The organism is Mesobacillus sp. S13, from assembly GCF_020422885.1.
Taxonomy (GTDB): domain Bacteria; phylum Bacillota; class Bacilli; order Bacillales; family Cytobacillaceae; genus Mesobacillus; species Mesobacillus selenatarsenatis_A.
Map to the genome: position 1 here is coordinate 4,615,001 of NZ_CP084622.1, position 23,796 is coordinate 4,638,796.

Consider the following 23,796-nt stretch of genomic DNA (forward strand, 5'->3'; position numbering starts at 1 on the left):
TATTTTAGCCGATATTATAATGAAAGGAAAGGCTGAAGGTAAAAGTAGAACTGGTTATCAGGCCTGCATTTTCCTTCATTGCCTTTCCCTATCAACAAGACTCGTTTTCTTTTGTTTGCTCGTAAACCGCCCTGGTACCGCCAATCAGCTTCGGCCTCGTCTTCGCCAGTGTCACATGCGCATGACCGATGCTTTTCTGCTGAACACGTACTGGTACAGCGACGTGCTTCATTTGCATGCCGATCAGCGTATCGCCGATATCAATGCCGGCGTCAGCCTTGATGAACTCTACGACCACAGCATCCTCTAGGTTTTTGTAGGCGTAAGATGCCATAGCACCGCCTGCGTTCCTCACTGGAATCACGGTCACTTCTTCCAGCTGCTTCTGTTCAGCCGTATCCCGCTCAACGACAATCGCCCGATTCAAATGCTCACAGCACTGGAAGGCCAGCTGGACACCCGTTTTATCCTTCAGTTCGCGAAGCTGGCTGAACACCATTTCCGCAACCTCGTCTGTACCCGCTGTGCCGATTCGCTTGCCAATGATCTCACTCGTGCTGCAGCCAACGACCAGCACCTGGCCTTTTTTCAGCTGCACCTGCTCATTAAATTCAGTAAGGATGGAGTTCAATTCTGCTTTCCATTGTTCAATAGACAGTTGTAACGCCTCCATTACATTGGTATTTTATTTTCGGAATGCTCCGGATTATTTATTTTCATACTCCTTGATCTTGCCTACTCGGTTTTCGTGACGGCCGCCTTCATATTCTTCCGAAAGCCACACGGCTGCGATTTCCCGCGCCAATCCAGGTCCAATTACACGCTCACCCATTGCCAGGACATTGCTGTCATTGTGCTGGCGCGTTGCCTTTGCGCTGAATACATCATGCACAAGCGCACAGCGGATTCCTTTTACCTTGTTCGCAGCAATGCTCATGCCGATTCCTGTTCCGCAAATCAGGATTCCTTTATCGAACTCTCCGTTCGCCACTTTCTCGGCAACCGGAAGTGCATAGTCGGGATAATCAACAGATGTACCGCATTCGCAGCCAAAATCTTCATACTGGATATTCATTTCGTCCATCAAATTCTTGATTTCTTCACGGATGTTCACTCCGCCATGGTCTGAAGCAATAGCAACTTTCATTGTAAAATCCTCCTATGTATTCCCGGCTTGCGGGGCGATCAAATCTATCGTTATTTTCTCATATTCGCTCTGAATTATAAAGAAAACGGATTTTTTTCGATTAAATTGGGAGCAGGAAAAAAACTATATACAAAATAGTGATTTTATAGCGAGTTTTCATTTTATATAGCGACTTTTTAATTTATATAGCGAGTTTCTATCTTATATAGCGACTTTTTCATTTTTATAGCGAGAATTTCATTTTTATAGCGAATTGGAAATTTCGCGCGATTTTTTCCAATTATAAAAAGAAAACCACAGCATCCCCAGCTGTGGTCCCCTAAAATTATAACGAAAACTTCGTAATCGTACCTTTTAATTTTTCCGCCTGAGTCTTCAGGTCTACCGCCAGTTCTTCAACATTCGCGATGACTTCTGCCTGCTGCTCTGCGGCTGATGCGACGCTTAGTGCTCCAGCTGAGGTTTCTTCTGCGATTGCCGCCATTTCCTGCGACTGCGTAGAGGTGTGCTGGATTGTTTCCATTTGGGTTTCGACTAGCGCTGTGATCGCATGGATGACATTTGCCATCTCATGGATTGTCGATGTCATTTCGTCGATCACCTGGTTCGTTCTCTCACCTTTTTTCGCTTCACCGTTCGCGGTTTCAACCTGCCTGCTGATCTGGCCAACCACATTCCGGACTTCTGTCTGGATGTTTTGGATCAGTTCTGATATTCCCTGAACGGCGTCTGCACTCTGGTCCGCCAGCTTCCTGACTTCTTCAGCAACGACTGCAAACCCTTTTCCATGCTCTCCAGCACGCGCTGCTTCAATCGAGGCGTTCAATGCGAGCAAATTCGTTTGCGCGGCGATATCGCCAACAAGCTGGATGATTTGCTCTACCTTAGTCGCATTCTCTTCCAATCTTTTTACTGTACCTAGAGATTCACGGTTATCATTTGCAAGTGTTTCGATGCCTGAAATCAGTGAGTGGATTGCATTTTTCGATTCCTGCAGGTCTTTGACCATTTCCACAGAGATGGATTCAGATGCTCGCGCTTTTTCCTGGACATCCTCGGCGATACGGATGACTTCATCGACAGACTCAGCAGTTGTCTGTGTCGACAATGCTGAGGAGTCAGCTCCCGCAGAGATTTCTTTAATGGTTGTCGAGATGACGGACGCCTGCTCAGAGGCTGCAGCAGATTGCCCGGAAATCCGGATGACTTTCTCGTTTGTTTCTTTAAAGTTACTATCTATCTGGCTCACCATTTCGCGCAGGTTTGCGAGCATATTATTGAATGCCAATCCTAAAGATCGGATCTCATCATCTGATTTCGAAACTTCCGCATCCTCGCCAATCTCACCTTGTGCTGCTTTTAAAGCAGACTGTTCAAGCTTTTGAAGCGGCTTGATAATCAGCCCGGCAGCCATATACGCAAGCAGGCCTGACCAGAAAATCCCCATAGCTAGAACTGCCGCCGTATAGACGACCGAATTGATCTGGATAAAATTTTGTACATAAGGCTGCAGGAAATAAATAAAAATTGCACTCGTTGAATACGTGATGATCGCCAACACAGTCGTCAGCATGACCATTTTCTTTCTTAATCCCATTTTGTAGCTGCGTTTAGACCCCACTGATAATCCCCCTGAAAAATTAATAAAAACTCCTCAAGGTTTTTATCGGATTTTTTCAAGGATTCTTTCGATACTTTTTTGAATTTCTTTAAAAGCTTGGCGATAAATTTGTTCATTTCCGCCAAACGGGTCTGCTACATCCAGGTTTCCCGGTTCATCAGCAAATTCTTTTAATGTAAAAGTTTTATCAGCCGCAAACGGATACTGATTCATGATCAAGCCTTTATGGCTCTGTGTCATCGTCAAGACCAGGGTTGCCCAGTCAATCTGTTCCCTTGTCAGTGTCGAGGAGCGATGGTCATGATTGATATTGTTTTCGGTGAGCACAACCTTCGCGTTGACCGAAGCTTCCGCGCCATTCGGAGCATACACTCCAGCCGATTTCACCTCAACCCCATGCAGCTGCTTGCTTTTTAAAATCGCTTCTGCCATCGGGCTGCGGCATGTATTTCCGGTACAGACAAATAAAATGCGCGCCATGCTTGTCCCTCCTATGAATAACTTTTCTTCATTATATGATAATTCTTGTGCATTTTCATTTAAGATAAAGGCTGCTCTCGTTGCTTTCCGTGCATGATTTAAAAATCGCGCTATAGGGTGTCGGGGTTCTTTTCAAGTTCAAGTTCAGATTACTTTTTTACTCGTAAAAAATCCAGGTGCCGTTCTTACTTTTGTTTAAGAAAGCAATAAAGTTACGAAAAGAGCCTAGGCAAAAAAAATACACCTGACGAGCAGGCGCAAAAAATTTTTATAGCGGGAGAAGCAATTTGAGCCCGAATGCGAGCAGAATGCTGCCGCCCAATGCCTCACTGTATGTACCAAGCCATCCCTGTACTCTTTTTCCAACCAATAAGCCTGCCCACGTAAGCGCCATTGCTGCAGCCCCGAAACAGACTAGCACAAGCAACGTTCTCGCTCCGTAAATTCCAAGAGTCAGTCCCACTGAAAAACTGTCAAGGCTGACGCTGAGGGCAAAAATAAATAAACCCTTGCCAACCGGTGTGATCAAGCTTGTCTCATCATCTTTGAAGCTTGCCCAAATCATCTGGACTCCCAGCACAATCAGGAGCAGACCGCCAATATATCCCGCTATCGCCCCAAACTGCTCGGACAAAAATCTCCCTGCCACCATTCCCAGCAGCGGCATCCACACATGGAATAAACCAATCGTGACGCCAATTTTAAAGATATGCCTCTTCGTCAGTCTGAACATGCCCATTCCGAGACCTACGGAAAATGCATCCATTCCCAACGCGAATGCCATCAACATCAGTGTGAATAATTCGCCGGCTATTGCTGTCATGTCTTCGCCCCCTCGGACTTGCTAATTCAGCATATGCACGTCCAAAAGGTTTTAGAAGCAGGGAATTTCAGATTGCGAATGATATTAGCAAGGGGCTTTCCCTGACTGGTGTATCGGTTTTTTCCCGTTAAAAAGGAAACTAAATAACATTCACATTACAAAAAGCGCTCCAAAACTGAAGCGCTTTTCTCCGTGTCTTATTTATTAATAATCGGCAGTCCCGATGCTTTTGATAGCCGGTTCATGATGGCCTGGCCTACACCGTGTTCGGGGAAAATTTCGCCGAAAATGATATCGAGGTCTTTTTGATTGAAGGCCCGGAGTGTATCATAAAGTGCTTCGGCGACCGTTTCCAGCTTCGCTCTTTCACCGCATGAAATCACTATGTCAGAGTCATAAAAACTCTTGTTTTCCTTCGTTGTCATCACGCCGACTTTCAGGCCTTCTCTTCGTTTCTCATTCACAAGCTTCTGGATCTCATCCTTTGTCCCGTCAACAAGGTAGAACGGCGCATTCGGAGCATAGTGGCGATATTTCATTCCCGGGGATTTTGGCGCCTGGTCTGAATCCTTCAGAGCCGGGTCCACCCCGACTTCACCAACTATCGCTTCCAGCTGTTCCTTCGTTACCCCGCCTGGCCTTAAAATCGCCGGGATCTCGCCGGTACAGTCAACAACTGTGGATTCAAGGCCGACACCCGTTGCTCCGCCATTAACAATCCCGGCAATCCTGCCAGTTAAATCATCGGCAACGTGATTCGCTGTCGTGGGGCTTGGTTTACCTGACAGATTTGCGCTCGGGGCAGCCAACGGCAAACCGGATGCTTCAATGAGCGCGAGCGCTACTGGATGGTCGGGCATCCTGACAGCAACTGTGGACAATCCAGCAGTTGCTTTTTCAGAAAGCGCACCATCTTTTTTTTCAAGAATGATCGTCAAAGGACCAGGCCAAAAAGCATCCATTAGCACGGCAGCCTGTTCAGGGATTTCTTTTACAAACGAATGAATCTGCTCTCGTTTTGCTATATGAATAATCAACGGGTTATCTCCAGGTCTTCCTTTTGCTTCGAATATTTTCATGACAGCTTCATCGCTTTTTGCGTTGCCGCCAAGGCCATAAACTGTTTCAGTCGGAAAAGCGACTACTTCATTTTGCTTCAGTTTTTGTGCAGCTTCAACGATTTGTGGATATGTTCTTAAATTATCCACAGTCTTATCCACTGTCCACATTTGTGTTTGCATGTACATCCACCTTTTACTTCTCGCTATACTAGTCTATTTCTATGAAAGTATAAAAGAAGAATAAGCAGAACTCAAGTTTTTATCCACAAATTGTGTATAATTTTAACGGATCCGTGGATAACTTTGTGGATTAATCCACAATTTACAGAATTATTTTCATAATGGCGGAGTTATCCACAGTTAGAACTTGTTTTAAATGACTTTTTTCAAGAAGAGAGTCGGGAAGTTCCGATTGATTAACCATTTCAAATCCAAGGCTTGAGAAAAAGGAAACTGCACTCATCTTGTTCGTAACCAGATATAGCTCTTCCAGCTCCTGATTTTTCGCTGTCAAAAATGCCCGTTTAAACAGAAGCATCAAATCAGGCTGGCCAATCTGCGGGGATACGACAAATGATCGAAGCAATCCTGCATTTCCTACCGGCTCTACTCCTAGGCACGCTTTGAGTTCTCCTTCCTGGTTCTCCATTAAAGAAAAATTCTCAATTGTATCATTCAATCCATCCGGGCTTACTCCTGCCTCTGTTAAAAAAGCTTCCAACTTTGGCAGGTCCTCTTGATTCGCACTCCTGATTTTCCATGTCATCTCTATCACCTCAAAATAAGATTCTAGTAAATTAATATGAGAGACATGAAAAAGTAGAACCTAAAAGATAAAAAGAAACACGGCAGCCTTCATTAACATGAAAGCTGCCGTGCATCCTCTTGATTCCGGTTATCTAAGCCAACTGATTAGTTATTGTTGTTACTGCGGGAATTACCGCCTTTTTCACCGATTTCTTCATAGAAGCTTCGATCATGGTTTTCAGAGGTCGCTTCTCCGCCTTTGCGGCCGATCTCCTGATAGAAGTCCTTATCGTGGCTTTCTGATGTTGCTTCGCCACCCTTTTTCCCGATTTCCTGGTAGAATTCGCTGTCATGGCTCTCAGCAGTAGCCTCTCCGCCTTTGCGGCCAATTTCCTGATAGAAATCTTGATCGTGATTGTTCGAAGTTGCTTCGCCGCCTTTACGGCCGATTTCCTGATAGAATTCGCTGCCATGGTTTTGGCTTGTAGCTTCGCCGCCCATGCGTCCTCGTTCTTCACGTGACATCTTATCATTATTATTGTTTTTAGCCATTTTACTCATCCTCCTTGAAATCTAAGTTTTGATGTTACACTACTTTGAATATCCGGATTCCCCCCACCTGAAACTATTAAAAAGGGAATGTAATATGCTTGTTTGAAGAATGTAATATTTTTGGAAATTCTGACAGGTATATTTCCTCTCCTACCAAGTATTTCATACGAGAAGCTAGCTAATGTTTCCTAGCTTCTCATAGTGAAAAATTCTTAAGTGAGTGATTTAAGTCACTATGCCACCATTTTTGTCTGGTTATAATAAATGTAATCAATTGAAAACCTTTCTCAAAAAAGGGGGAACGGGATGGAAATCAAAACAATATACGAGAAGATTGGCGGAGATGAGTCAATCCGCAAGATAGTCGATACATTTTATCCAAAGGTTTACGAAAATGAGGAGCTCAGTCCATTGTTCGAGGGCGATATCAATGAAATCAAACGGAAGCAGTGGATGTTCCTCACCCAGCTGACTGGAGGCGGTGCACTGTACAGCGAGGAATTTGGACCACCTAATATGAGAGTCAGGCATATGCCATTCGAAATTACACCAGTGCGCGCCCAGGCATGGCTGAAGCTGATGCATGAAACACTGACAGAAACTGGCTTGATTGACACCGAGGGCGGCAAAGCGCTGTTCGATCGTTTGAGCCAGATCGCACCGATTATGATCAATAGACAATAAGGAGGAATTTTTATCATGGAAAAACAATCATTGAAACAATACCAGGAATTCAGCGAAGAACGTTTTACGAAAAGAATTGTTTTCAAAAAAGGTGACAGCACTGTGTTCCTGTTGAACTTCATGCCAGGCCAGGAACTACCAAAACACACGCATCCAGGTACTGAAGTGTTCATTTTAACAATGCAGGGAGAAGGCACTTTCATTGTTGATGGTGATGAGATCGTGGCCGCAGCAAACGAAACTGTCCACCTTGGAGGCGCAGAAGAACTGGCCTATAAAAACACCGGATCAGAGCCAGTCACACTTTATGTGATGCTTAACAAGATTCCGGATGAAAGATTTGCGCAGAATATTTAAGATCAACAAGATTTATGCAAAAGCCCAAACAAAGAGCGGAATTTCCCCACCTGGTCGATATATTCGGAAAATCCGCTGATATAATTAAAAATGTGGTCGATATATTTAAAAATCCGCTGATATAATTAAAAATGTGGTCGATATATTTGGAAAATCGCCATTATCTGAACTGCAATCTATCTTCTTAGCTAAAAATAGCCCCTGCGGCCTGCGCAGGGGCTTATTTTATCCGAAAATCCTGTTCCAAATCTCGACGAGGAAGAATGATACCTCCACTTCCTCTTCTTCGCCGCCTTCATATACTTTTTTCTTGTCTTTTTTCTTCTCTTTTTCACCTTGGTTCTTCTCATCATCAAGCTCAGCATCAGCTGTTTCCACTTTCACGTCGCCCTTGCTGTCATTTTCATCGAAGCCTTCGCTTGTTGCTTCTCCGTTTGAGAAATCAAGGAAGCATAGTGGCGGATAGAGGACGCACCACCAGTTCGCACCTTCTCCTTCGCCAATCGTGATCAGGATTGCTTCGTACTCTCCGGCTGGATAGAGGAACTGTCCATATAATTTAGTAGGAAACTGGACTTTGTCAAACTCTGTTTTTACAGATTGGTTTGCACCTTCAGCTGCGATAACCCCTTCCGCAATCACCTGGATTTCGGGAAGCTTGGATTTGATGACTTCCCTCGCTGCTTCGATCGAAGTGAGCTCCTGAACCCATTTCGTGATTTCTTTGTTCACTTCGTCGCGGATTAGGCGCTTGATGTTCTGGTCCTTTTCCAGATCGCTGTCAGCAAGGATTCTCAGGCGGATTGCCTCATTCGGGATAATCATTGCTTCCTTCGCGGTCACTTCATTCTTCGGTGTATATAAACTTAAAATAGTACCTGCACATAGTAATAATATGTATAAAATAGCGGCTGATTTTTTCATCTTTATCATTTCTCGCACCGTCCCTTCACTAGTAAACAGTGTGGACAGTTTGATAGATTCTTAAACTAGTAATTTTGAAAAAAAAATTGGACCCCTTTTTGTCAGGAGTCCAACTCGGCAAACACCATCCGGTCCTTGCCATTGATATCAAAAACAATCTCTACCTTGGCTTTTGTGAAGGCTTTTTCCAGTAACCCGCGTACTGCTTCACCCTGGCCGGCACCGATTTCGAAGCCAACGAGCGCTTTTTCTTTTAAAACCAGCGGAAGTTCCTCCATGAACCGGCGATACAAATCCAGACCATCTTCTCCGGCAAAAAGCGCCATATGCGGTTCATGCTCGGTGACGATATCGGACATCCATTCCTGGTCCGAAACCGGAATATATGGCGGGTTCGAGATAACGACATCCACTTTTTTTCTCTGTAGAATCAGCGGCTGCAGCAGGTCACCATGTAAAAATTCCATGTCCGCACCAAGCTGGCTTGCATTTTTGCTTGCTACCTCGATCGCGTCTTCCGAAAGGTCAACCGCTGTTACCTTCAATTCCGGTTTTTCCAGCTTCAAGGTAACCGCAATCGCCCCGCTCCCGGTCCCGACGTCGACAAGGTCAATCGAATCTCTATCCGGAAAAAGCTTGTCCAGCCGCTGGAGTGTACCATGCACAAGTTCTTCCGTTTCCGGTCTTGGAATTAGCACATGCTCATTCACTTGGAAACGGCGGCCGTAAAACTCCTCGCTGCCAATGATATATTGAATCGGCTCGCCAGCGCCATGCCTTTTTACAGCAGCTTGGAATTCGATCCATACTTCGCCATCCAATTCTTCACGCATGTTCATCAGCATGGTAGTGCGGGACAGCCCCGAATAGTGCCGCAGCAAAAGCTCACCGGCGAACTCCTCGCGCTTATGTTCTTTTAAAAAAGAAGAAGCCCAATTGAGGGCTTCAAATATTTTCACATTAGTCATTGTTCGCACTCTCAAGTCTTTGGGACTGGTCTTCCATGATAAGCGCTTCGATGATTTCATCCATCTTGCCCTGAAGGATCTGGTCGAGCTTCTGGATTGTCAGTCCGATGCGGTGGTCAGTCACACGGTTTTGCGGGAAGTTGTACGTACGAATACGCTCGGAGCGGTCCCCTGTACCTACAGCAGATTTACGGACTTGGTCATACTCTGCTTGTGCTTCCTGCTGGAACTTGTCATAGACGCGGGCACGAAGTACCTTCATCGCCTTATCTTTGTTTTTATGCTGTGATTTTTCATCCTGGCACGATACGACGATTCCAGTCGGGATGTGTGTCAGACGTACTGCTGACATTGTCGTGTTAACAGACTGTCCGCCGGCACCGCTGGATGCAAACGCATCAAAGCGAATGTCTTTATCATGCAGCTCGATTTCTACTTCCTCAGCTTCTGGAAGACATGCAACAGTAGCTGTTGAAGTATGGATGCGGCCGCCTGACTCTGTTTCCGGAACACGCTGTACACGGTGCGCGCCATTTTCGAACTTCATTTTGGAATAAGCACCATTACCATTGATCATGAAGATGATTTCCTTGAAGCCGCCTACACCAGTCGTACTGGCATCGATGACTTCCGTTTTCCAGCCCTGGGATTCCGCATAACGGCTGTACATGCGGTAAAGGTCACCGGCAAATAGGGCAGCTTCATCGCCGCCTGCAGCGCCGCGGATTTCCATGATAACGTTCTTGTCATCATTAGGGTCTTTAGGGATAAGAAGAATCTTGATGCGATCTTCAAGCTCCCCAATACGAGGTTCAAGCTCAGAGATTTCTTCCTTAACCATTTCGCGCATCTCTGCATCGAGCTTATCCTCGAGCATCGCTTTCGCATCTGTCAACTGCTCTTTAACTTCCTTATATTCACGATAAGCCATGACCGTTTCCTGGATGTCCGACTGCTCCTTAGAATACTCGCGGAGCTTCTTGGAGTCATTGACAACTTCCGGGTCACTCAATAGCTCATTCAATCTTTCATAACGATCCTCAACTGCTTGAAGACGATCAAACACGGACATTCACCTCTATTTTAATTGCCTTGAAAATTGGATTAAATTTATTCTTGCCTGTTTATTTCCGCAACAGGTCAGATCATTCACATAGCATAACATTCTAATTATAGTATAGCTGACCCCCTCAGTCAAAGCCATTGTGACTGGAAAAGCGTAAGCGCCTCAGTCAGCCCCAAGAATAAATGCGTAAGCGCCAAAAAAAACAGCATGCCCTTTTTACGAGCATGCTGCTGCAGTGCGAAATTCTATTGAATATCTACATTAATGTCATAGCGCGGTAATGCTCTCGTCAACTTTTGCTGCAGTGTCTTTTGGGCATTTTCACGGTCTTTCCTGGTCACGCGTCCTTCAAGCTGTGCGGTTACGTTCATTTCACCGCCGTTGATCCAGATGGAGCCTGGCTCGTATCCAGCGTCAGAAATGACATCCTTCGCTTTTTGGACATCCTGGGAATAACTATGGTGGTTCTCGTTATCCGTGTTCAGCAAATTCGGGTTCTGGTCGGTCATCGTCATGCCATTATCCCGATCCTTGGTGAAATTCGGGCCATCTCCCTCACGGACACCGTCATCATCTCTGTTCAGGCCAACGCCAGCCTGGTCTTCATTTTTGTCATAGACTGATTCTGTATTATCCTGGCCACATCCTGAAACCATAACCACTGCAAACACAATCAACATGAGTAATTTTTTCAAATTATGGCACCTCCCGTCGTTATCTTGCCCTCTGGAGGTACCAACCATGCCCAAAATTAGCTCCTTTTTAGCAAAATCAGCTACTAGAAAAATTATCTTCTTACTTAGCGGCTATTATTGCACGGTACAGAGCCATAATTGCACGCTCAAAACCATTAATTGCACGCTCAATTGTTATTTTTGCACCGATAAGTGACGTAATTGCACATTCAGCCAATATAAGGGAATTTTGACCCTTACATAAAAAAATCCCCCCCGCTGCCGGGAGGATTAAACATACTATGTCAAGCTTTCCGTCGTTTTTTCGAGTTTCAGCTCGTTTGGTGATTTAGGTACTTCATGATGATGTCTGCATCGCGGTTCGTATGATTCGGATGCGCCAACGAGAATGATTGGGTCATCATAAGAGGCTGGTTTGCCGTTGATCAAGCGCTGTGTACGGCTTGATGGCGATCCGCAGACTGCACATACAGCTTGAAGCTTGGTCACATTTTCAGCAACAGCCATCAACGCAGGCATCAGCCCGAAAGGCTCGCCGCGAAAATCCTGGTCAAGGCCGGCAACGATGACGCGGTAGCCGCTGTCTGCCAGGTGCTGGACAACCGGAAGGATTTCATTGTCAAAAAATTGCACTTCATCAATCGCAATGACATCGATATCAGGGTTGATATGCTTGAAAATATCAGTAGAGTTGGCAATAGGCTTTGCAGTAACTGCAGTTCCGTTGTGTGATACAACCGATTCTTCGCTGTAGCGGTTATCAATCGCAGGCTTGAATACAGCAATCTTTTGCTTGGCGAATTGAGTTCTGCGCACGCGGCGGATTAGTTCCTCGGATTTCCCCGAGAACATGCTGCCGCAAATCAATTCGATCCAACCGCTTTGTTTCATAACGTACATGGTCGGCCTCTCCTTCCTCGATGGAAAATTTAAAAGCGTAAGCGCCTTGGGCAGATCCCGACAAGCGCTGGAGGGCCGAACGGTGAAGTCGTTCTGTGACTTCATCGAGCGGACCGAAGCGACTCGAGGGTCTAGGCGCTGGAGCTAGACAATTCTCATATTTAAAAACTAAAAGCTGCTTTCGTAGAATTACGGCTTTTTCATGCCATAAAGGTACGAAAAAAGCCTGATTAAAAGTTCGACACTTTTTTCAGCTTTTTCCATTATAACAAAAATCAGTGCTGAATCTAGACACATTAATAAAGTTCACAAAAATAAATTTATGTACCCGATTTCTTCAAAAAAAGCAAAATAAAAAACAGGCAAGTCGCAAAGCTTCTTGCCTGTTTGGTTTCTTATATTACTATTACTGGTTGTTTTTAAGACCGTATTTCTTGTTGAAGCGGTCAACACGTCCGCCAGCTTCAGCAAACTTCTGACGTCCAGTATAGAATGGGTGGCACTCAGAGCAAGTTTCAACGCGAATCTCGTTCTTTACAGAACCAGTTTCGAATTCGTTACCGCATGCGCAAGTCACCTTAACTGTTTTGTAGTTTGGATGAATTCCTGATTTCATTCTTTTCATCTCCTTCCGCCCTGAATCATATCCGAAACAGAGTTATAATCAACGGTTAGACCGTTATTGGAAAAACACACTGACCTCATTATAACAAGTCCACCTATATATTTCAAGTCAGTTTTTACGTCCAGAATTTGGAATTACGAACGCTTGTTATTTCCCTTCATTTCTTCACCAAGGACAGCGAAGAAATCTTCGTTCGACTTGGATAATCTCAGTTTACGCAGGAATTTTTCCGCGAAATCCGGTGAATCCGACATTGATTTGCGGATAGCCCAAAGCTTGTCCAGGTGATCCTTAGGAATAAGAAGCTCTTCTTTACGCGTTCCGGATCTGCGGATGTCGATTGCCGGGAAGATCCTTCTTTCAGCAAGTGAACGATCAAGGTGAAGTTCCATATTACCTGTTCCCTTGAACTCTTCATAAATAACATCATCCATGCGGGAGCCTGTATCAACAAGCGCTGTTGCAAGGATCGTCAAGCTGCCGCCTTCCTCGATATTACGGGCAGCACCGAAAAAGCGCTTCGGACGGTGGAATGCCGCAGGGTCAATACCACCGGATAATGTACGTCCGCTTGGCGGGATGACAAGGTTATAGGCACGAGCAAGACGAGTGATGCTGTCCATCAGGATGATGACATCACGCTTGTGTTCAACAAGGCGCATAGCACGCTCAAGCACAAGTTCAGCGACCTTGATATGGTTTTCAGGCACTTCGTCAAAAGTGGAGCTGACCACATCTCCAGCAACGGAACGCTCGATATCAGTTACCTCTTCCGGACGCTCATCGATCAACAACACGATCAGTTCTGCTTCCGGATGGTTTGTCGTAATGCTGTTGGCGATTTCTTTTAACAGCATCGTTTTACCAGCCTTTGGAGGAGCAACGATCAAGCCACGCTGGCCAAATCCGACCGGTGCGATGACATCCATGATCCTGGTCGAAACTTTGTTGTGCGTCGTTTCCAGTTTCATCTGGCGATCAGGATACAGCGGCGTCAAACCAGGGAAGTGAACCCTTTCCTTTGCCGATTCAGGGTCATCACCATTGACTGCCTCCACCTGAAGCAAGCCGAAATATCGTTCATTCTCTTTAGGAGGACGGACCTTACCCGATACTTTATCCCCGTTCCTTAAATCAAAACGGCGGATCTGTGATGCCGAGATATAAATGTCCTCAGAGCTTGGCGAGTAGTTGATCGGGCGCAGGAATCCAAACCCTTCAGATTGGATGATCTCCAGGACACCTTCCATGAAAAAGTAGCCCTGCTGCTCTGCACGCGCTTTTAAAATAGCAAAAATAAGTTCTTTTTTCGTTAATTTGCTGTAGTAAGAGACTTTATACTCCTTTGCGAGTTCATAAAGCTCTTTCAATTTCATATTTTCTAAGCTTGAAATATTTACTTCCATAATGTCACCACGCCTTAAAATATTTCGATTTCCCCCATAAAAAATGTATTAAGAATATCAGCGTATGGATGGAAAAAGAAGAAATGAGTTCCTTTGAAGGTTGTAAGAAGGAATTAATGAAGGTATACAACTGGTTTGTTTTTCTAGTATTAAAACAATTTTCATTTTACCCTTAAACAGGAAAAATAATCAATCTTTTTATTTATCAGTTCCCTTTACCTACATAGTGCGGCAAAGGGAGCTGATTTGTAAGGGTTTTCGGTTCATTAAAAAAAATATTATTTCATTACCAGGTGAGGCTTTTTCTTCAGGCTGTGTTGTCCCTCAATAAAGCGGACTGTTCCTGATTTTGCACGCATTACGACGGAGTGGGTCGATCCGTAAGAGCCTTTGAACTGGACTCCTTTTAGAAGCTCACCATCGGTTACGCCAGTTGCTGCGAAAATGGCATCTTCTCCGCGGACGAAATCTTCCATAAGAAGGACTTTGCTTACATCTATGCCCATTTTTTTACAGCGCTCGAGCTCTGCATCATTTTGCGGAAGCAGTTTACCCTGGATTTCACCGCCTAGGCTTTTCAGCGCTACCGCAGCAATGACACCCTCCGGTGCTCCGCCAGAACCAAACAGGATATCCACGCCTGTAAAATCAAACGCGGTGTTGATGGCGCCTGCTACATCGCCGTCATTGATTAATTTGATCCTTGCTCCAGCATCACGAAGCTGGGCAATGATATGTTCATGGCGAGGGCGGTTTAAAACCGTCGCTACAACATCCTCAATATCCTTGTTCTTCGCTTTCGCCACTGCCTTCAGGTTATCAAGAACGGAAGCATTGATATCCACCATTCCTACCGCTTCAGGACCTACCGCCAGTTTATCCATGTACATGTCTGGTGCATGAAGCAGGTTGCCGTTATCTGCTACCGCGAGAACAGCTAGGGCATTCCAGCCGCCGGACGCTACAATATTTGTTCCTTCCAAAGGATCGACTGCGACATCCAAACGCGGGCCATAGCCTGTACCAAGCTTTTCACCGATATATAGCATCGGCGCTTCGTCCATTTCCCCTTCACCGATCACGACTGTACCTTTCATCGGGATGGTGTCAAACACATCTCTCATCGCTGACGTTGCAGCATCGTCAGCTTCGTCTTTTTTACCGCGTCCCATCCAGCGGGCTGAAGCAAGCGCCGCTGCCTCTGTCACGCGGACAAGCTCCATCGTTAAGCTACGTTCCATATGATCATCCCCTAATCATGAAAGGCGCTAATGCCCATCTACAAAAGGTATACCTCTTTAAATTCCTTCGTATTCAGTCCTAGCATAATCAGCATCTCCTCAATGCCGATTATGTCTATGAAACTGCTTAGAAGAGAAACTTTTATGTAGCCGCAGTTTGGCGGCTGCATAATCAAATAGGTTATACTACTTTACGGTTTAGATAAGCATTAGCACCACTATTTGTATTGTACAACTTCCATTGTACTATACTTTTTATGATTTTTTTACTTCTTCTTGCTCTTCAGATGTCATATCTTCACGCCAAATCGTAGCACCAAGCCCATTAAGCTTTTCAACAATGTGGCTGTAGCCGCGATCGATATGGTCTACACCGGTGATTTCGGTGACGCCTTCTGCCATAAGTCCGGCAATGACAAGCGCCGCTCCGGCTCGGAGGTCACTCGCCTTTACCTTAGCTCCCTGCAACTTCACAGGTCCGCTAATGATCGCCGATCTGCCTTCGACTTTGATATTGGCATTCATTCTTCTCAGTTCGTCAATATGTTTGAAACGTGCCCCGTAAATCGTATCTGTTACAACACTGGAACCTTCCGCTCTGGTTAAAAGCGCTGTGAATGGCTGCTGCAGATCCGTCGGGAAGCCTGGGTAAACCAGGGTTTTGATATCGACTGCTTTATACAGTTCAGACGGCGCAACATATATTTGCTCGTCACTGGCTTCAATTTTAGCGCCCATTTCCTTCAGCTTGGCCACAAGTGACTCAATATGCTGAGGAATGACATTATCAATCGTCACACCATCACCAATAGCAGCGCCGAGGATCAGGTAGGTACCAGCTTCAATGCGGTCAGGAATGATCGTATGGCGGCAACCATGAAGCTCGTCTACACCATCAATCCGGATGACATCCGTTCCTGCGCCTTTGATTTTCGCTCCCATATTGGTAAGCAAAGTAGCAACATCAATGATTTCCGGCTCTTTTGCCGCATTTTCAATGATGGTACGCCCTTTTGCACGGACAGCAGCAAGCATGATGTTGATTGTTGCCCCAACGCTGACGACGTCAAGATAAATCCTCGCACCGCGAAGCTCGTCGGCACGAAGGTAAATCGCGCCCTGCTCATTTGTCACACTCGCACCAAGAGCTTCGAATCCTTTTATATGCTGGTCAATCGGCCTTGGACCCAAATGGCAGCCGCCCGGCAGACCAATGACAGCCTTTTTGAAACGGCCCAGCATAGCTCCCATTAGATAGTATGAAGCTCGCAGCTTTTTCACTTTTCCATTCGGCAAAGGCATGGAAATCATGGAAGACGGATCTACCGTCATTTCATTGTTCGAGAATTCAACAGAACCGCCGATCTCCTCCATTAAGTCCTTGAGCATATGAACGTCGGAAATATCCGGCAAACCTTCAATGGTCACAGGCGATTCAGCCAGAATCGTTGCTGGGATCAAGGCCACTGCGCTGTTTTTCGCGCCGCTGACCCGTACAGTCCCTTTTAAAGGATAGCCGCCTGCAATCTTAAGCTTTTCCATTTTTGACTCCCTTCTAAGCCGTGATGTATTAAGGTCAAGCTGGAGATGCAAACTTTTACAGCTAAGACCAGTATAGGCTCTACTTAGATTTGATTACCGAAATCAACAAGGTATATTTTTCCATTAAAAACACGCAGATTCCGGGAGTTTTCTATTTCTTTAGTTTACACGATATTCCCAAATTCATGTAATAAAATGCAAAAAAGTTTAAATTGGGTAAAACTTCCTAATTAGAGTTGATTTTTTTCAGTAAAAAACCAACTCTTTGAACCTGGCTGTTGATTTCCGTTCCGGGCACTCGCTTTCCGCGGGGCGTGCGGTGAGCCTCCTCAGCGCTAAAGCGCTTGCGGGGTCTCACCTGACCCGCTGATCCCGGAGGAGTCGAGTACCCTCCACTACAATCAACAGGTGCTTATAATTTCTCTTCCTTCATCACACAGTTTTTAAAAAAATTACTGTCCTCGTGATTCCCAGTCTTTCAAAAATGCTTCGATGCCTTTGTCTGTTAGCGGGTGGCTGAACATTTGCTGGATGACTTTGTATGGCACGGTTGCGATGTGTGCTCCTCTTAGTGCTGCGTCTGTTACGTGTTGTGGATGACGGATGGACGCTGCGATGATTTCTGTGTCGATTCCGTGGATGGTGAAGATGTCCGCAATCGTTGAAATCAGGTCTAGTCCGTTATGGCCGATGTCATCCAGGCGGCCAAGGAATGGTGATACGTATGTAGCTCCCGCTCTTGCTGCAAGCAATGCCTGGTTGGCGCTGAAGACCAATGTTACATTTGTTTTGATTCCCTCTTTTGAGAATACAGAAACAGCTTTCAAACCTTCTGGTGTCATCGGAACTTTGATGGTGATGTTAGGAGCGATTGCTGCAAGTTCTTTCCCCTCTTTGATCATGCCTTCTGCATCCAGTGCGATGACTTCTGCACTAACAGAACCAGGGACTAACTCGGTGATTTCCTTCAGACGGTCCTCAAATTTCACATTCTTTTCTTTTGCCACGAGTGAAGGGTTGGTTGTAACCCCTGATAAAATTCCCAGTGTATAGGCCTCGCGGATTTCTTCCATATTCGCAGTATCGATAAAAAACTTCATTTGTAAACGCCTCCAGTCGACAAAATTTTCAATCATATATAAATGGACAAAAACCGCCTTATTGTAAGGCGGTTTAATTATAACAAATTTCTATTGCTTTTACGCTTTGTTAGAAGAACCGAATTCGCGCATTTTGCCGATTACCGTTTCTTTGATTGCGTCACGAGCTGGTCCAAGATATTTACGAGGATCGTACTCGTTAGGCTTTTCAGCCAATACTTGACGCACAACTTTAGCTGAAGCAATTTGGTTTTCAGTATTTACATTGACTTTAGCTGTTCCGAAAGAGATAGCTTTCTGGATGTCTTTTGTAGGGATTCCAGTTCCGCCGTGCAGTACCAATGGTACGCCTGCAGTCTTGTTGATCTCTTCCATTTCTTTGAAGCCAAGGTTCGGTTCGCCTTTGTAAGGTCCGTGAACAGATCCAAGTGCTGGAGCCAGGCAGTCGATGCCAGTGCGTTGAACTAGTTCTTCACACTCTTTAGGATCAGCATAGATCACGCCATCTGCAACGACATCGTCTTCCTGTCCGCCGACTACTCCTAATTCAGCTTCTACAGAAACACCTTTTGAGTGAGCGTATTCTACCACTTTTGAAGTGATTTCAATGTTCTCTTCGAAAGGTCCGTGTGAAGCATCGATCATAACAGATGTGAAACCTGCGTCGATTGCTTCCTTACACTTATCGTAGCTTGAACCATGGTCAAGGTGGATTGCGACAGGAACTGTAGTTTTATAGTCCTCCATCAAACCTTCTACCATTTTGACAACAGTCTTGAAGCCGCCCATGTAGCGTGCAGCACCTTCAGAAACACCAAGGATTACTGGTGACTTCTCAGCTTCTGCAGCTTGAAGGATCGCTTGAGTGAACTCAAGGTTATTTAAGTTAAACTGCCCAACAGCGTAGCCTTCTGCATTCGCTTTTTTAAGCATTTCTGTCATTGAAACTAAAGGCATATCATTTCCTCCTTCGTTATGATCAATCGTCATTTGACTATGCTACCCTTTAAAAGGATTTCCTTCTCTGCTTTTGATTATGTACCCGAGATGGCATTCATCAAAACGAATGATCCTGTGGAATTCATAAGTATCATACCAGAAGAAAATCAGAAATGCCATTGTTCTAGCCTTGTTTTTGCAAGTGTCATAAAAATGCTATAAAGCAAGCGTTTTCAATAGTTTCACTAGTGTGGAAACTCTGTTTTTCTATTTTTCAGGGCTCTCTTAAACCTGGCTGTTGATTTTCGTTCCAGGCGCTTCGCTTTCCGCGGGCAGTCGGGGAGCCTACTCAGCGCAAGCGCCTGCGGGGTCTCCCCAGGACATTCTCATCCCGCAGGAGTCTACGCGCCTTCCACTACAATCAACAGGGCTTAAAACAACATTGGGCTTTAACAGAGCCTTTTTTTAAAAAAGAAAAGCCCTCGAAGTAATCGAGAGGGCCTTCCTATGTAATCAATATTGATACTTAAGATACGGTTTGTGAGTATTTCTTTACTGCTGCCCGGATGTCGTCGATATCAAATGGTTTTGCGAAGTGGGTCAGCGCACCTAAATCCATTGCTTCCTGGATCATATCGAGCTCGCCGTAAGCGGTCATGATGATGACGCGGATGTCCGGATCGATTACCTTCATTCTTTTTAGAATTTCAATTCCATCCATTCCAGGAATCTTCATGTCCAAAAGAACGAGATCAGGTGGATGCTTTTTAACGATATCCAGGGCCTGGACGCCATTTGCAGCCTGATAAGTTTGATAACCTTCTTTTTGCAGCACTTCATTAAGTAGAATTCTGATGCCAAACTGGTCGTCTACAATAAGTATTTTTTCTTTCATGCCGCTTCTTCCCCCTAATAAATGTATTATGTTATTAAATGTATTTGTCTAGGAAACGGTTTCGTCTTATCCCCATTTACACAATTCGTTAAAAATCTTGAAATTCCTCCCATATTCTTAAACTTATTTTTCGACAGATGCTTTTTCATTCCCATTGTAGTACTTTATAATCAGTATTGGCAAAAACGGAGGTGCTTTTATGTTAAAAATGTTTTCGACACAGCTGGCAGGTCTGTTCAACAGGCTTCAGGAAAAGGAAGAGTTCTCAATTGAGGATGGAGCGCGACTGCTGGCACAAGCTGCAGCTGGTGAGGGCAGAGTATATATTTTCGGGACAAACGAAATGCAGGCGGTAGCCCTTGAAGCGGTCTATGGCGAGGAACCATTGCAATCCGCAGCGATTTTAACAGAGGAGGTTGAACTTGAGGCTGCTGACCGCGTTCTGATTGTAAGCCGCTACGCAGACGATCAAGAGGCTGTTGAGACAGCGCGAGAACTACAGGATAAAGGGATTCCATTTGTCGCCATCTCCACTGTCCGCGATGATCAAGAAGCTGAAAGTCTAAATGCGATGGCTGACGTGCACATCGATTTAAAAATAAAAAAAGGACTCCTGCCTGATGAAATGGGAAACAGAGTCGGTTACCCCACGTCGATTGTTGCCTTATTCATTTATTTCGGATTGAAATTCACGATTGAAGAGATGTTGGAGGAGTACTAATAAAAGCTAAAAAAGCCGGTGAATATCACCGGCTTTCGCTTATTATCCCGCGGATTATTTACTTGACTTGATTGATGCTTCGATGAAGTCCCTGAATAATGGCTGCGGGCGTGTTGGTCTTGATGTGAATTCCGGGTGGAACTGGGACGCCAGGAACCACGGGTGATCTTCAAGTTCAATGATTTCTACCAGGCGGCCGTCCGGGCTTGTCCCAGAGAAGATAAATCCTTCTTTTTCCATTGCCTGGCGATATTCATTGTTGAATTCGTAACGGTGGCGATGGCGCTCATACACCAAATCATCACCATAAGCGGCGAATGCTTTCGTATCTTCACCAAGCTTACATGGATATAATCCAAGACGAAGTGTTCCGCCAAGATCTTCGATATCCTTCTGTTCAGGAAGAAGGTCAATGATTGGATACGGTGTGCTTGGCATGATTTCAGCAGAGTGAGCATCTTTCAGGCCAAGAACATTGCGAGCGAATTCAACTGTTGCCAGCTGCATGCCAAGGCAAATTCCGAAGAATGGAACTTTGTTCTCTCGCGCGAATTGGGTTGCAAGGATTTTCCCTTCGATCCCGCGGTCTCCGAAGCCGCCAGGGACAAGGATTCCGTCCACGTCATTCAGCAATTCAACCACATTTTCTTCTGTTACTTCTTCAGAGTTGATCCACTTGATCTCAATATCGCTGTCAAATGCATAACCTGCGTGCTTCAATGATTCTACAACTGAAATGTACGCGTCTTGAAGCTCTACATATTTACCAACAAGCGCGATTCTTGTTTTACCGGAAAGGTGAGTCACCTTTTCAACCAGCGCATTCCACTCTGTCATGTCGGCCTCGCCGCAATCAAGCTTGAAGTGGTCGCAGACAAGCTGGTCCATCTTTTGTGCCTGCAATGCCAATGGAATGGAATAAAGCGTATCTGCATCTGCAGCTTCGATGACTGCTTCCTTATCAATGTCACAGAAAAGGGCAATCTTATCTTTCATGTCCTGTGAAATTGGCATTTCAGTACGAAGAACAATGATATTTGGCTGGATACCAAGGCTGCGAAGTTCTTTTACACTATGCTGGGTTGGCTTCGTCTTCATTTCTCCGGCTGCCTTGATGTAAGGAACCAATGTACAGTGGACGTACATCACATTGTCGCGACCAACATCATTCTTGATCTGGCGGATTGCTTCAAGGAAAGGAAGAGATTCGATATCCCCAACTGTTCCCCCGATTTCAGTGATGACTACATCTGCGCCTGTTTCCTTTCCAGCGCGAAAAACCTTGTCTTTGATTTCATTCGTGATATGCGGGATAACCTGTACTGTTCCGCCAAGGTAGTCCCCGCGGCGTTCCTTTTTCAAGACAGTCGAATAGATTTTTCCTGTTGTCACGTTAGAGTACTTGTTCAGGTTAATATCGATGAAGCGCTCGTAGTGACCAAGGTCCAAATCCGTTTCCGCACCATCGTCTGTAACGAAAACTTCACCGTGCTGGTAAGGGCTCATTGTTCCTGGGTCTACGTTGATGTATGGGTCAAATTTCTGGATTGTTACATTCATGCCCCTGTTTTTCAGTAATCTTCCAAGAGATGCCGCTGTAATCCCCTTACCTAATGACGAAACTACGCCGCCTGTTACAAAAATATACTTTGCCATTTGTGTAATCCCCCTCATCAAACAGTTTGTACAATATGTACCTGTTTAATTGATTTATTAAAAAAATTTTTAACGATATCATCGGCCTGCAGTTTATGGTGCAAACCTGTTTGCCTGGGGGTTTCTGGACAAAATAAAAAAACGCCCCGCATACATAGTATGGGGAGCGTTTTGTAGCTGTTTTACATAATCGTCCTTTTTTAAGGAGCCCAAAAAGTATTCTACAGCCGGTCCTATTAAAAGTCAAGCCGTTAATTACAGTTCTTCATCCTCGTCATCTTCATCTTCGAGTGGAAGTTCTTCATCTTCGTCTTCGTCTTCTAATAATTCGTCATCATCGTCAAAGTCGTCAGTGTCTTCAAGATCCTCATCGAAATCTTCATCATCATCTTCATCTTCATCGTCTACGGAATCATCTTCATCAAATTCGTCGATGTCATCAAAGTCAAGATCTTCTTCATCGATTTCATCGAATTCGTCAAGGTCGAGGTCATCCTCATCCACTGCCTTCTTCGACTTCTTCTTCTTAGGCTTGACTGTCGTAACATTATCTTCTTCGATTTGGTCAACAGGATACCAGACGCGAAGCCCCCAGCGTCCTTCTCCCTGGGACATGAAACGTCCATCTATGTTTATATCTGTATAGAACTGAACCATTTTTTCATTTACATCGGCCTCGTCCAATTCAAGAATGCTCTTGATTTCAGCCATCATTTCTTGGAACGTGATCGCTTGCTTCTTTTCTTTTAACATTTCGTAGGCAACTTCAATCAATGACATTTCTTGAAGCTCTTCTTTTGAGTATTGACTTAAACTCAATCTTCGCACTTCCTTTCTCTATTCCAGGCCTTACCCGGCCCTGCGTCCGAAAACAAGGAAAATATCCCAGAATGCATATTCTACATTATAAACAAATTCTAAACCTTTATGCCAGTTTTATCTGTCGTTTTCTTGCCTTTTTTCGCTTTCATTGCCTACTTTCCTGCTGCCAGTCCTTTTTCGCTTTTTCAGCTGGGTATAGGCCAGGAAAAAGAAGACAATCGAAAGAAGGAAAAATGATATCGCACCGAGCTGACGCTGGTAGAGATAATACATGCCTGCAGCTGCAATGACAGCACCTGCCGTTAACAACACTGATCTCACAAATTTCACATCCTGAAGTAGGTCGTATGTATGAGCTGATACCTAGATTATATAAGATTATTTGGCAAAAGATATGAAAAATTCTATAAAAGTTATGATTACAAACCAAATTCCACCTTAAATCCGGATCCTCTTGTGAAAAACCGGACCATTTTCTAGGTAAAGCTAGTTTACGAAATAGAATGAACAAAATGCAAGGTGGCTCATAGTTTTCCTACAAGCCACCTTGCCCAATCTAGGTCCATTGCAAAAAGCTCTAATGCCACGTCCTACCTTTATACACAATCTTTTAGAATTTTAAACTCTGTTAAACTCGGCTGTGGGGTTTCACCTGGCCAGATGATCCCGCAGGACATTGATTGAGCTTCCTCGAACCTGCCCACGCACGATGAAAATGCGTTAGCATTTTCGGAGGAGTCTTCGCGCATTCCATTGCAATCAACAGGATGTAAAAACAACCTTCAGCTTTAACAAAGCCAAATTTTAAACAAGCTGCACTTGAA

General features: G+C 44.9%; 26 protein-coding genes. 3 read left to right on the forward strand and 23 right to left on the reverse strand.

The features are described from left to right. Positions 1–91: 91 nt before the first annotated feature. From LGO15_RS23205 to LGO15_RS23240, 8 genes are all read right to left on the reverse strand, one after another. Complete coding sequence (locus LGO15_RS23205) at positions 92–673, reverse strand: TIGR01440 family protein (RefSeq protein WP_226086199.1); 582 nt, start codon at positions 671–673, stop codon at positions 92–94. Positions 674–706: 33 nt separating this feature from the next. Next, a complete protein-coding gene (gene rpiB, locus LGO15_RS23210; protein ID WP_167831099.1) occupies positions 707–1,147 on the reverse strand; it encodes a ribose 5-phosphate isomerase B in 441 nt (146 codons plus the stop codon). Between the two features lie 325 nt (positions 1,148–1,472). After that, positions 1,473–2,768, reverse strand: a complete 1,296-nt coding sequence (locus LGO15_RS23215) for a methyl-accepting chemotaxis protein (protein WP_226086200.1) — start codon at positions 2,766–2,768, stop codon at positions 1,473–1,475. Between the two features lie 42 nt (positions 2,769–2,810). Next, positions 2,811–3,248, reverse strand: coding sequence for a low molecular weight protein arginine phosphatase (locus LGO15_RS23220; RefSeq protein ID WP_226086201.1), 438 nt, complete (start codon positions 3,246–3,248; stop codon positions 2,811–2,813). Between the two features lie 268 nt (positions 3,249–3,516). Continuing rightward, positions 3,517–4,071 (reverse strand): manganese efflux pump MntP, encoded by a 555-nt coding sequence (locus tag LGO15_RS23225; RefSeq protein ID WP_167831096.1) that lies wholly within the window; start codon positions 4,069–4,071, stop codon positions 3,517–3,519. Positions 4,072–4,268: 197 nt separating this feature from the next. Continuing rightward, positions 4,269–5,312 (reverse strand): L-threonylcarbamoyladenylate synthase, encoded by a 1,044-nt coding sequence (locus tag LGO15_RS23230; protein WP_226086202.1) that lies wholly within the window; start codon positions 5,310–5,312, stop codon positions 4,269–4,271. Positions 5,313–5,454: 142 nt separating this feature from the next. After that, the gene (locus tag LGO15_RS23235; protein WP_226086203.1) at positions 5,455–5,898 is read right to left on the reverse strand and encodes a GNAT family N-acetyltransferase; all 444 of its coding nucleotides are present in this window, start codon (positions 5,896–5,898) and stop codon (positions 5,455–5,457) included. 146 nt (positions 5,899–6,044) lie between these two features. Then, positions 6,045–6,431 (reverse strand): KGG domain-containing protein, encoded by a 387-nt coding sequence (locus LGO15_RS23240; protein WP_226086204.1) that lies wholly within the window; start codon positions 6,429–6,431, stop codon positions 6,045–6,047. A 306-nt stretch (positions 6,432–6,737) separates the two neighbouring features. On the opposite strand from LGO15_RS23240, the gene LGO15_RS23245 reads away from it, so the two are divergent. Further along, the gene (locus LGO15_RS23245; protein ID WP_226086205.1) at positions 6,738–7,115 is read left to right on the forward strand and encodes a globin domain-containing protein; all 378 of its coding nucleotides are present in this window, start codon (positions 6,738–6,740) and stop codon (positions 7,113–7,115) included. A gap of 15 nt (positions 7,116–7,130) precedes the next feature. Beyond that, complete coding sequence (locus LGO15_RS23250; protein WP_226086206.1) at positions 7,131–7,472, forward strand: cupin domain-containing protein; 342 nt, start codon at positions 7,131–7,133, stop codon at positions 7,470–7,472. A gap of 225 nt (positions 7,473–7,697) precedes the next feature. Here LGO15_RS23250 and spoIIR read toward each other — a convergent pair whose 3' ends face one another. From spoIIR to LGO15_RS23310, 12 genes are all read right to left on the reverse strand, one after another. Further along, positions 7,698–8,396: a stage II sporulation protein R gene (gene spoIIR / locus LGO15_RS23255; RefSeq protein WP_226087970.1), complete on the reverse strand. Its 699-nt coding sequence runs from the start codon at positions 8,394–8,396 to the stop codon at positions 7,698–7,700. 101 nt (positions 8,397–8,497) lie between these two features. Beyond that, on the reverse strand, positions 8,498–9,364 hold the full coding sequence (gene prmC / locus LGO15_RS23260; protein WP_318999815.1) for a peptide chain release factor N(5)-glutamine methyltransferase: 867 nt from the start codon (positions 9,362–9,364) through the stop codon (positions 8,498–8,500). Further along, on the reverse strand, positions 9,357–10,430 hold the full coding sequence (gene prfA, locus LGO15_RS23265) for a peptide chain release factor 1 (RefSeq protein WP_226086207.1): 1,074 nt from the start codon (positions 10,428–10,430) through the stop codon (positions 9,357–9,359). The genes prmC and prfA overlap by 8 nt, the downstream gene beginning before the upstream one ends. Before the next feature lie 245 nt (positions 10,431–10,675). After that, the gene (locus LGO15_RS23270; protein WP_226086208.1) at positions 10,676–11,125 is read right to left on the reverse strand and encodes a hypothetical protein; all 450 of its coding nucleotides are present in this window, start codon (positions 11,123–11,125) and stop codon (positions 10,676–10,678) included. A gap of 279 nt (positions 11,126–11,404) precedes the next feature. Then, entirely contained in the window at positions 11,405–12,025 is a 621-nt protein-coding gene (locus LGO15_RS23275) for a thymidine kinase (RefSeq protein WP_167831088.1), read from the reverse strand. A gap of 406 nt (positions 12,026–12,431) precedes the next feature. Then, positions 12,432–12,641 carry a 50S ribosomal protein L31 gene (gene rpmE, locus LGO15_RS23280; RefSeq protein ID WP_041964628.1) on the reverse strand — a complete coding sequence of 70 codons (210 nt, stop codon included), beginning with the start codon at positions 12,639–12,641 and terminating at the stop codon, positions 12,432–12,434. A gap of 143 nt (positions 12,642–12,784) precedes the next feature. Then, on the reverse strand, positions 12,785–14,056 hold the full coding sequence (gene rho, locus LGO15_RS23285; protein ID WP_209437845.1) for a transcription termination factor Rho: 1,272 nt from the start codon (positions 14,054–14,056) through the stop codon (positions 12,785–12,787). 278 nt (positions 14,057–14,334) lie between these two features. Beyond that, entirely contained in the window at positions 14,335–15,297 is a 963-nt protein-coding gene (gene glpX, locus LGO15_RS23290; protein WP_226086209.1) for a class II fructose-bisphosphatase, read from the reverse strand. Between the two features lie 255 nt (positions 15,298–15,552). Then, on the reverse strand, positions 15,553–16,839 hold the full coding sequence (locus LGO15_RS23295; protein ID WP_226086210.1) for a UDP-N-acetylglucosamine 1-carboxyvinyltransferase: 1,287 nt from the start codon (positions 16,837–16,839) through the stop codon (positions 15,553–15,555). A 452-nt stretch (positions 16,840–17,291) separates the two neighbouring features. Further along, positions 17,292–17,939, reverse strand: a complete 648-nt coding sequence (gene fsa, locus LGO15_RS23300) for a fructose-6-phosphate aldolase (protein ID WP_167831085.1) — start codon at positions 17,937–17,939, stop codon at positions 17,292–17,294. 99 nt (positions 17,940–18,038) lie between these two features. Beyond that, positions 18,039–18,896, reverse strand: coding sequence for a class II fructose-bisphosphate aldolase (locus LGO15_RS23305; protein ID WP_167831084.1), 858 nt, complete (start codon positions 18,894–18,896; stop codon positions 18,039–18,041). A gap of 508 nt (positions 18,897–19,404) precedes the next feature. Beyond that, positions 19,405–19,773 (reverse strand): response regulator, encoded by a 369-nt coding sequence (locus LGO15_RS23310; protein WP_041964634.1) that lies wholly within the window; start codon positions 19,771–19,773, stop codon positions 19,405–19,407. Positions 19,774–19,972: 199 nt separating this feature from the next. On the opposite strand from LGO15_RS23310, the gene LGO15_RS23315 reads away from it, so the two are divergent. Continuing rightward, entirely contained in the window at positions 19,973–20,494 is a 522-nt protein-coding gene (locus tag LGO15_RS23315; protein ID WP_226086211.1) for a DUF2529 domain-containing protein, read from the forward strand. Between the two features lie 54 nt (positions 20,495–20,548). On the opposite strand, the gene LGO15_RS23320 is transcribed toward LGO15_RS23315, so the two are convergent. The 3 genes from LGO15_RS23320 to LGO15_RS23330 form a co-directional block, all read right to left on the reverse strand. Continuing rightward, positions 20,549–22,150, reverse strand: coding sequence for a CTP synthase (locus LGO15_RS23320; protein ID WP_167831082.1), 1,602 nt, complete (start codon positions 22,148–22,150; stop codon positions 20,549–20,551). A gap of 255 nt (positions 22,151–22,405) precedes the next feature. Further along, on the reverse strand, positions 22,406–22,969 hold the full coding sequence (gene rpoE / locus LGO15_RS23325) for a DNA-directed RNA polymerase subunit delta (protein WP_226086212.1): 564 nt from the start codon (positions 22,967–22,969) through the stop codon (positions 22,406–22,408). A 117-nt stretch (positions 22,970–23,086) separates the two neighbouring features. Further along, positions 23,087–23,293: a hypothetical protein gene (locus tag LGO15_RS23330; RefSeq protein WP_167830946.1), complete on the reverse strand. Its 207-nt coding sequence runs from the start codon at positions 23,291–23,293 to the stop codon at positions 23,087–23,089. Positions 23,294–23,796 lie beyond the last annotated feature (503 nt).

Coding starts and splice junctions, on each gene's coding strand:
- LGO15_RS23235 (WP_226086203.1), bottom strand. CDS start 5,898: ATGACATGGAAAATCAGGAGTGCGAATCAAGAGGACCTGCCAAAGTTG.
- rpmE (WP_041964628.1), bottom strand. CDS start 12,641: ATGAAATCAGGAATTCATCCAAACTACAAAACAGTTAAGGTGACTTGC.
- LGO15_RS23315 (WP_226086211.1), top strand. CDS start 19,973: ATGTTAAAAATGTTTTCGACACAGCTGGCAGGTCTGTTCAACAGGCTT.
- spoIIR (WP_226087970.1), bottom strand. CDS start 8,396: ATGAAAAAATCAGCCGCTATTTTATACATATTATTACTATGTGCAGGT.
- LGO15_RS23240 (WP_226086204.1), bottom strand. CDS start 6,431: ATGGCTAAAAACAATAATAATGATAAGATGTCACGTGAAGAACGAGGA.
- LGO15_RS23225 (WP_167831096.1), bottom strand. CDS start 4,071: ATGACAGCAATAGCCGGCGAATTATTCACACTGATGTTGATGGCATTC.
- LGO15_RS23205 (WP_226086199.1), bottom strand. CDS start 673: ATGGAGGCGTTACAACTGTCTATTGAACAATGGAAAGCAGAATTGAAC.
- LGO15_RS23245 (WP_226086205.1), top strand. CDS start 6,738: ATGGAAATCAAAACAATATACGAGAAGATTGGCGGAGATGAGTCAATC.
- prmC (WP_318999815.1), bottom strand. CDS start 9,364: ATGACTAATGTGAAAATATTTGAAGCCCTCAATTGGGCTTCTTCTTTT.
- fsa (WP_167831085.1), bottom strand. CDS start 17,939: ATGAAGTTTTTTATCGATACTGCGAATATGGAAGAAATCCGCGAGGCC.
- LGO15_RS23230 (WP_226086202.1), bottom strand. CDS start 5,312: ATGCAAACACAAATGTGGACAGTGGATAAGACTGTGGATAATTTAAGA.
- LGO15_RS23275 (WP_167831088.1), bottom strand. CDS start 12,025: ATGTACGTTATGAAACAAAGCGGTTGGATCGAATTGATTTGCGGCAGC.
- LGO15_RS23320 (WP_167831082.1), bottom strand. CDS start 22,150: ATGGCAAAGTATATTTTTGTAACAGGCGGCGTAGTTTCGTCATTAGGT.
- LGO15_RS23295 (WP_226086210.1), bottom strand. CDS start 16,839: ATGGAAAAGCTTAAGATTGCAGGCGGCTATCCTTTAAAAGGGACTGTA.
- LGO15_RS23250 (WP_226086206.1), top strand. CDS start 7,131: ATGGAAAAACAATCATTGAAACAATACCAGGAATTCAGCGAAGAACGT.
- LGO15_RS23220 (WP_226086201.1), bottom strand. CDS start 3,248: ATGGCGCGCATTTTATTTGTCTGTACCGGAAATACATGCCGCAGCCCG.
- rho (WP_209437845.1), bottom strand. CDS start 14,056: ATGGAAGTAAATATTTCAAGCTTAGAAAATATGAAATTGAAAGAGCTT.
- LGO15_RS23305 (WP_167831084.1), bottom strand. CDS start 18,896: ATGCCTTTAGTTTCAATGACAGAAATGCTTAAAAAAGCGAATGCAGAA.
- glpX (WP_226086209.1), bottom strand. CDS start 15,297: ATGGAACGTAGCTTAACGATGGAGCTTGTCCGCGTGACAGAGGCAGCG.
- LGO15_RS23310 (WP_041964634.1), bottom strand. CDS start 19,773: ATGAAAGAAAAAATACTTATTGTAGACGACCAGTTTGGCATCAGAATT.
- rpiB (WP_167831099.1), bottom strand. CDS start 1,147: ATGAAAGTTGCTATTGCTTCAGACCATGGCGGAGTGAACATCCGTGAA.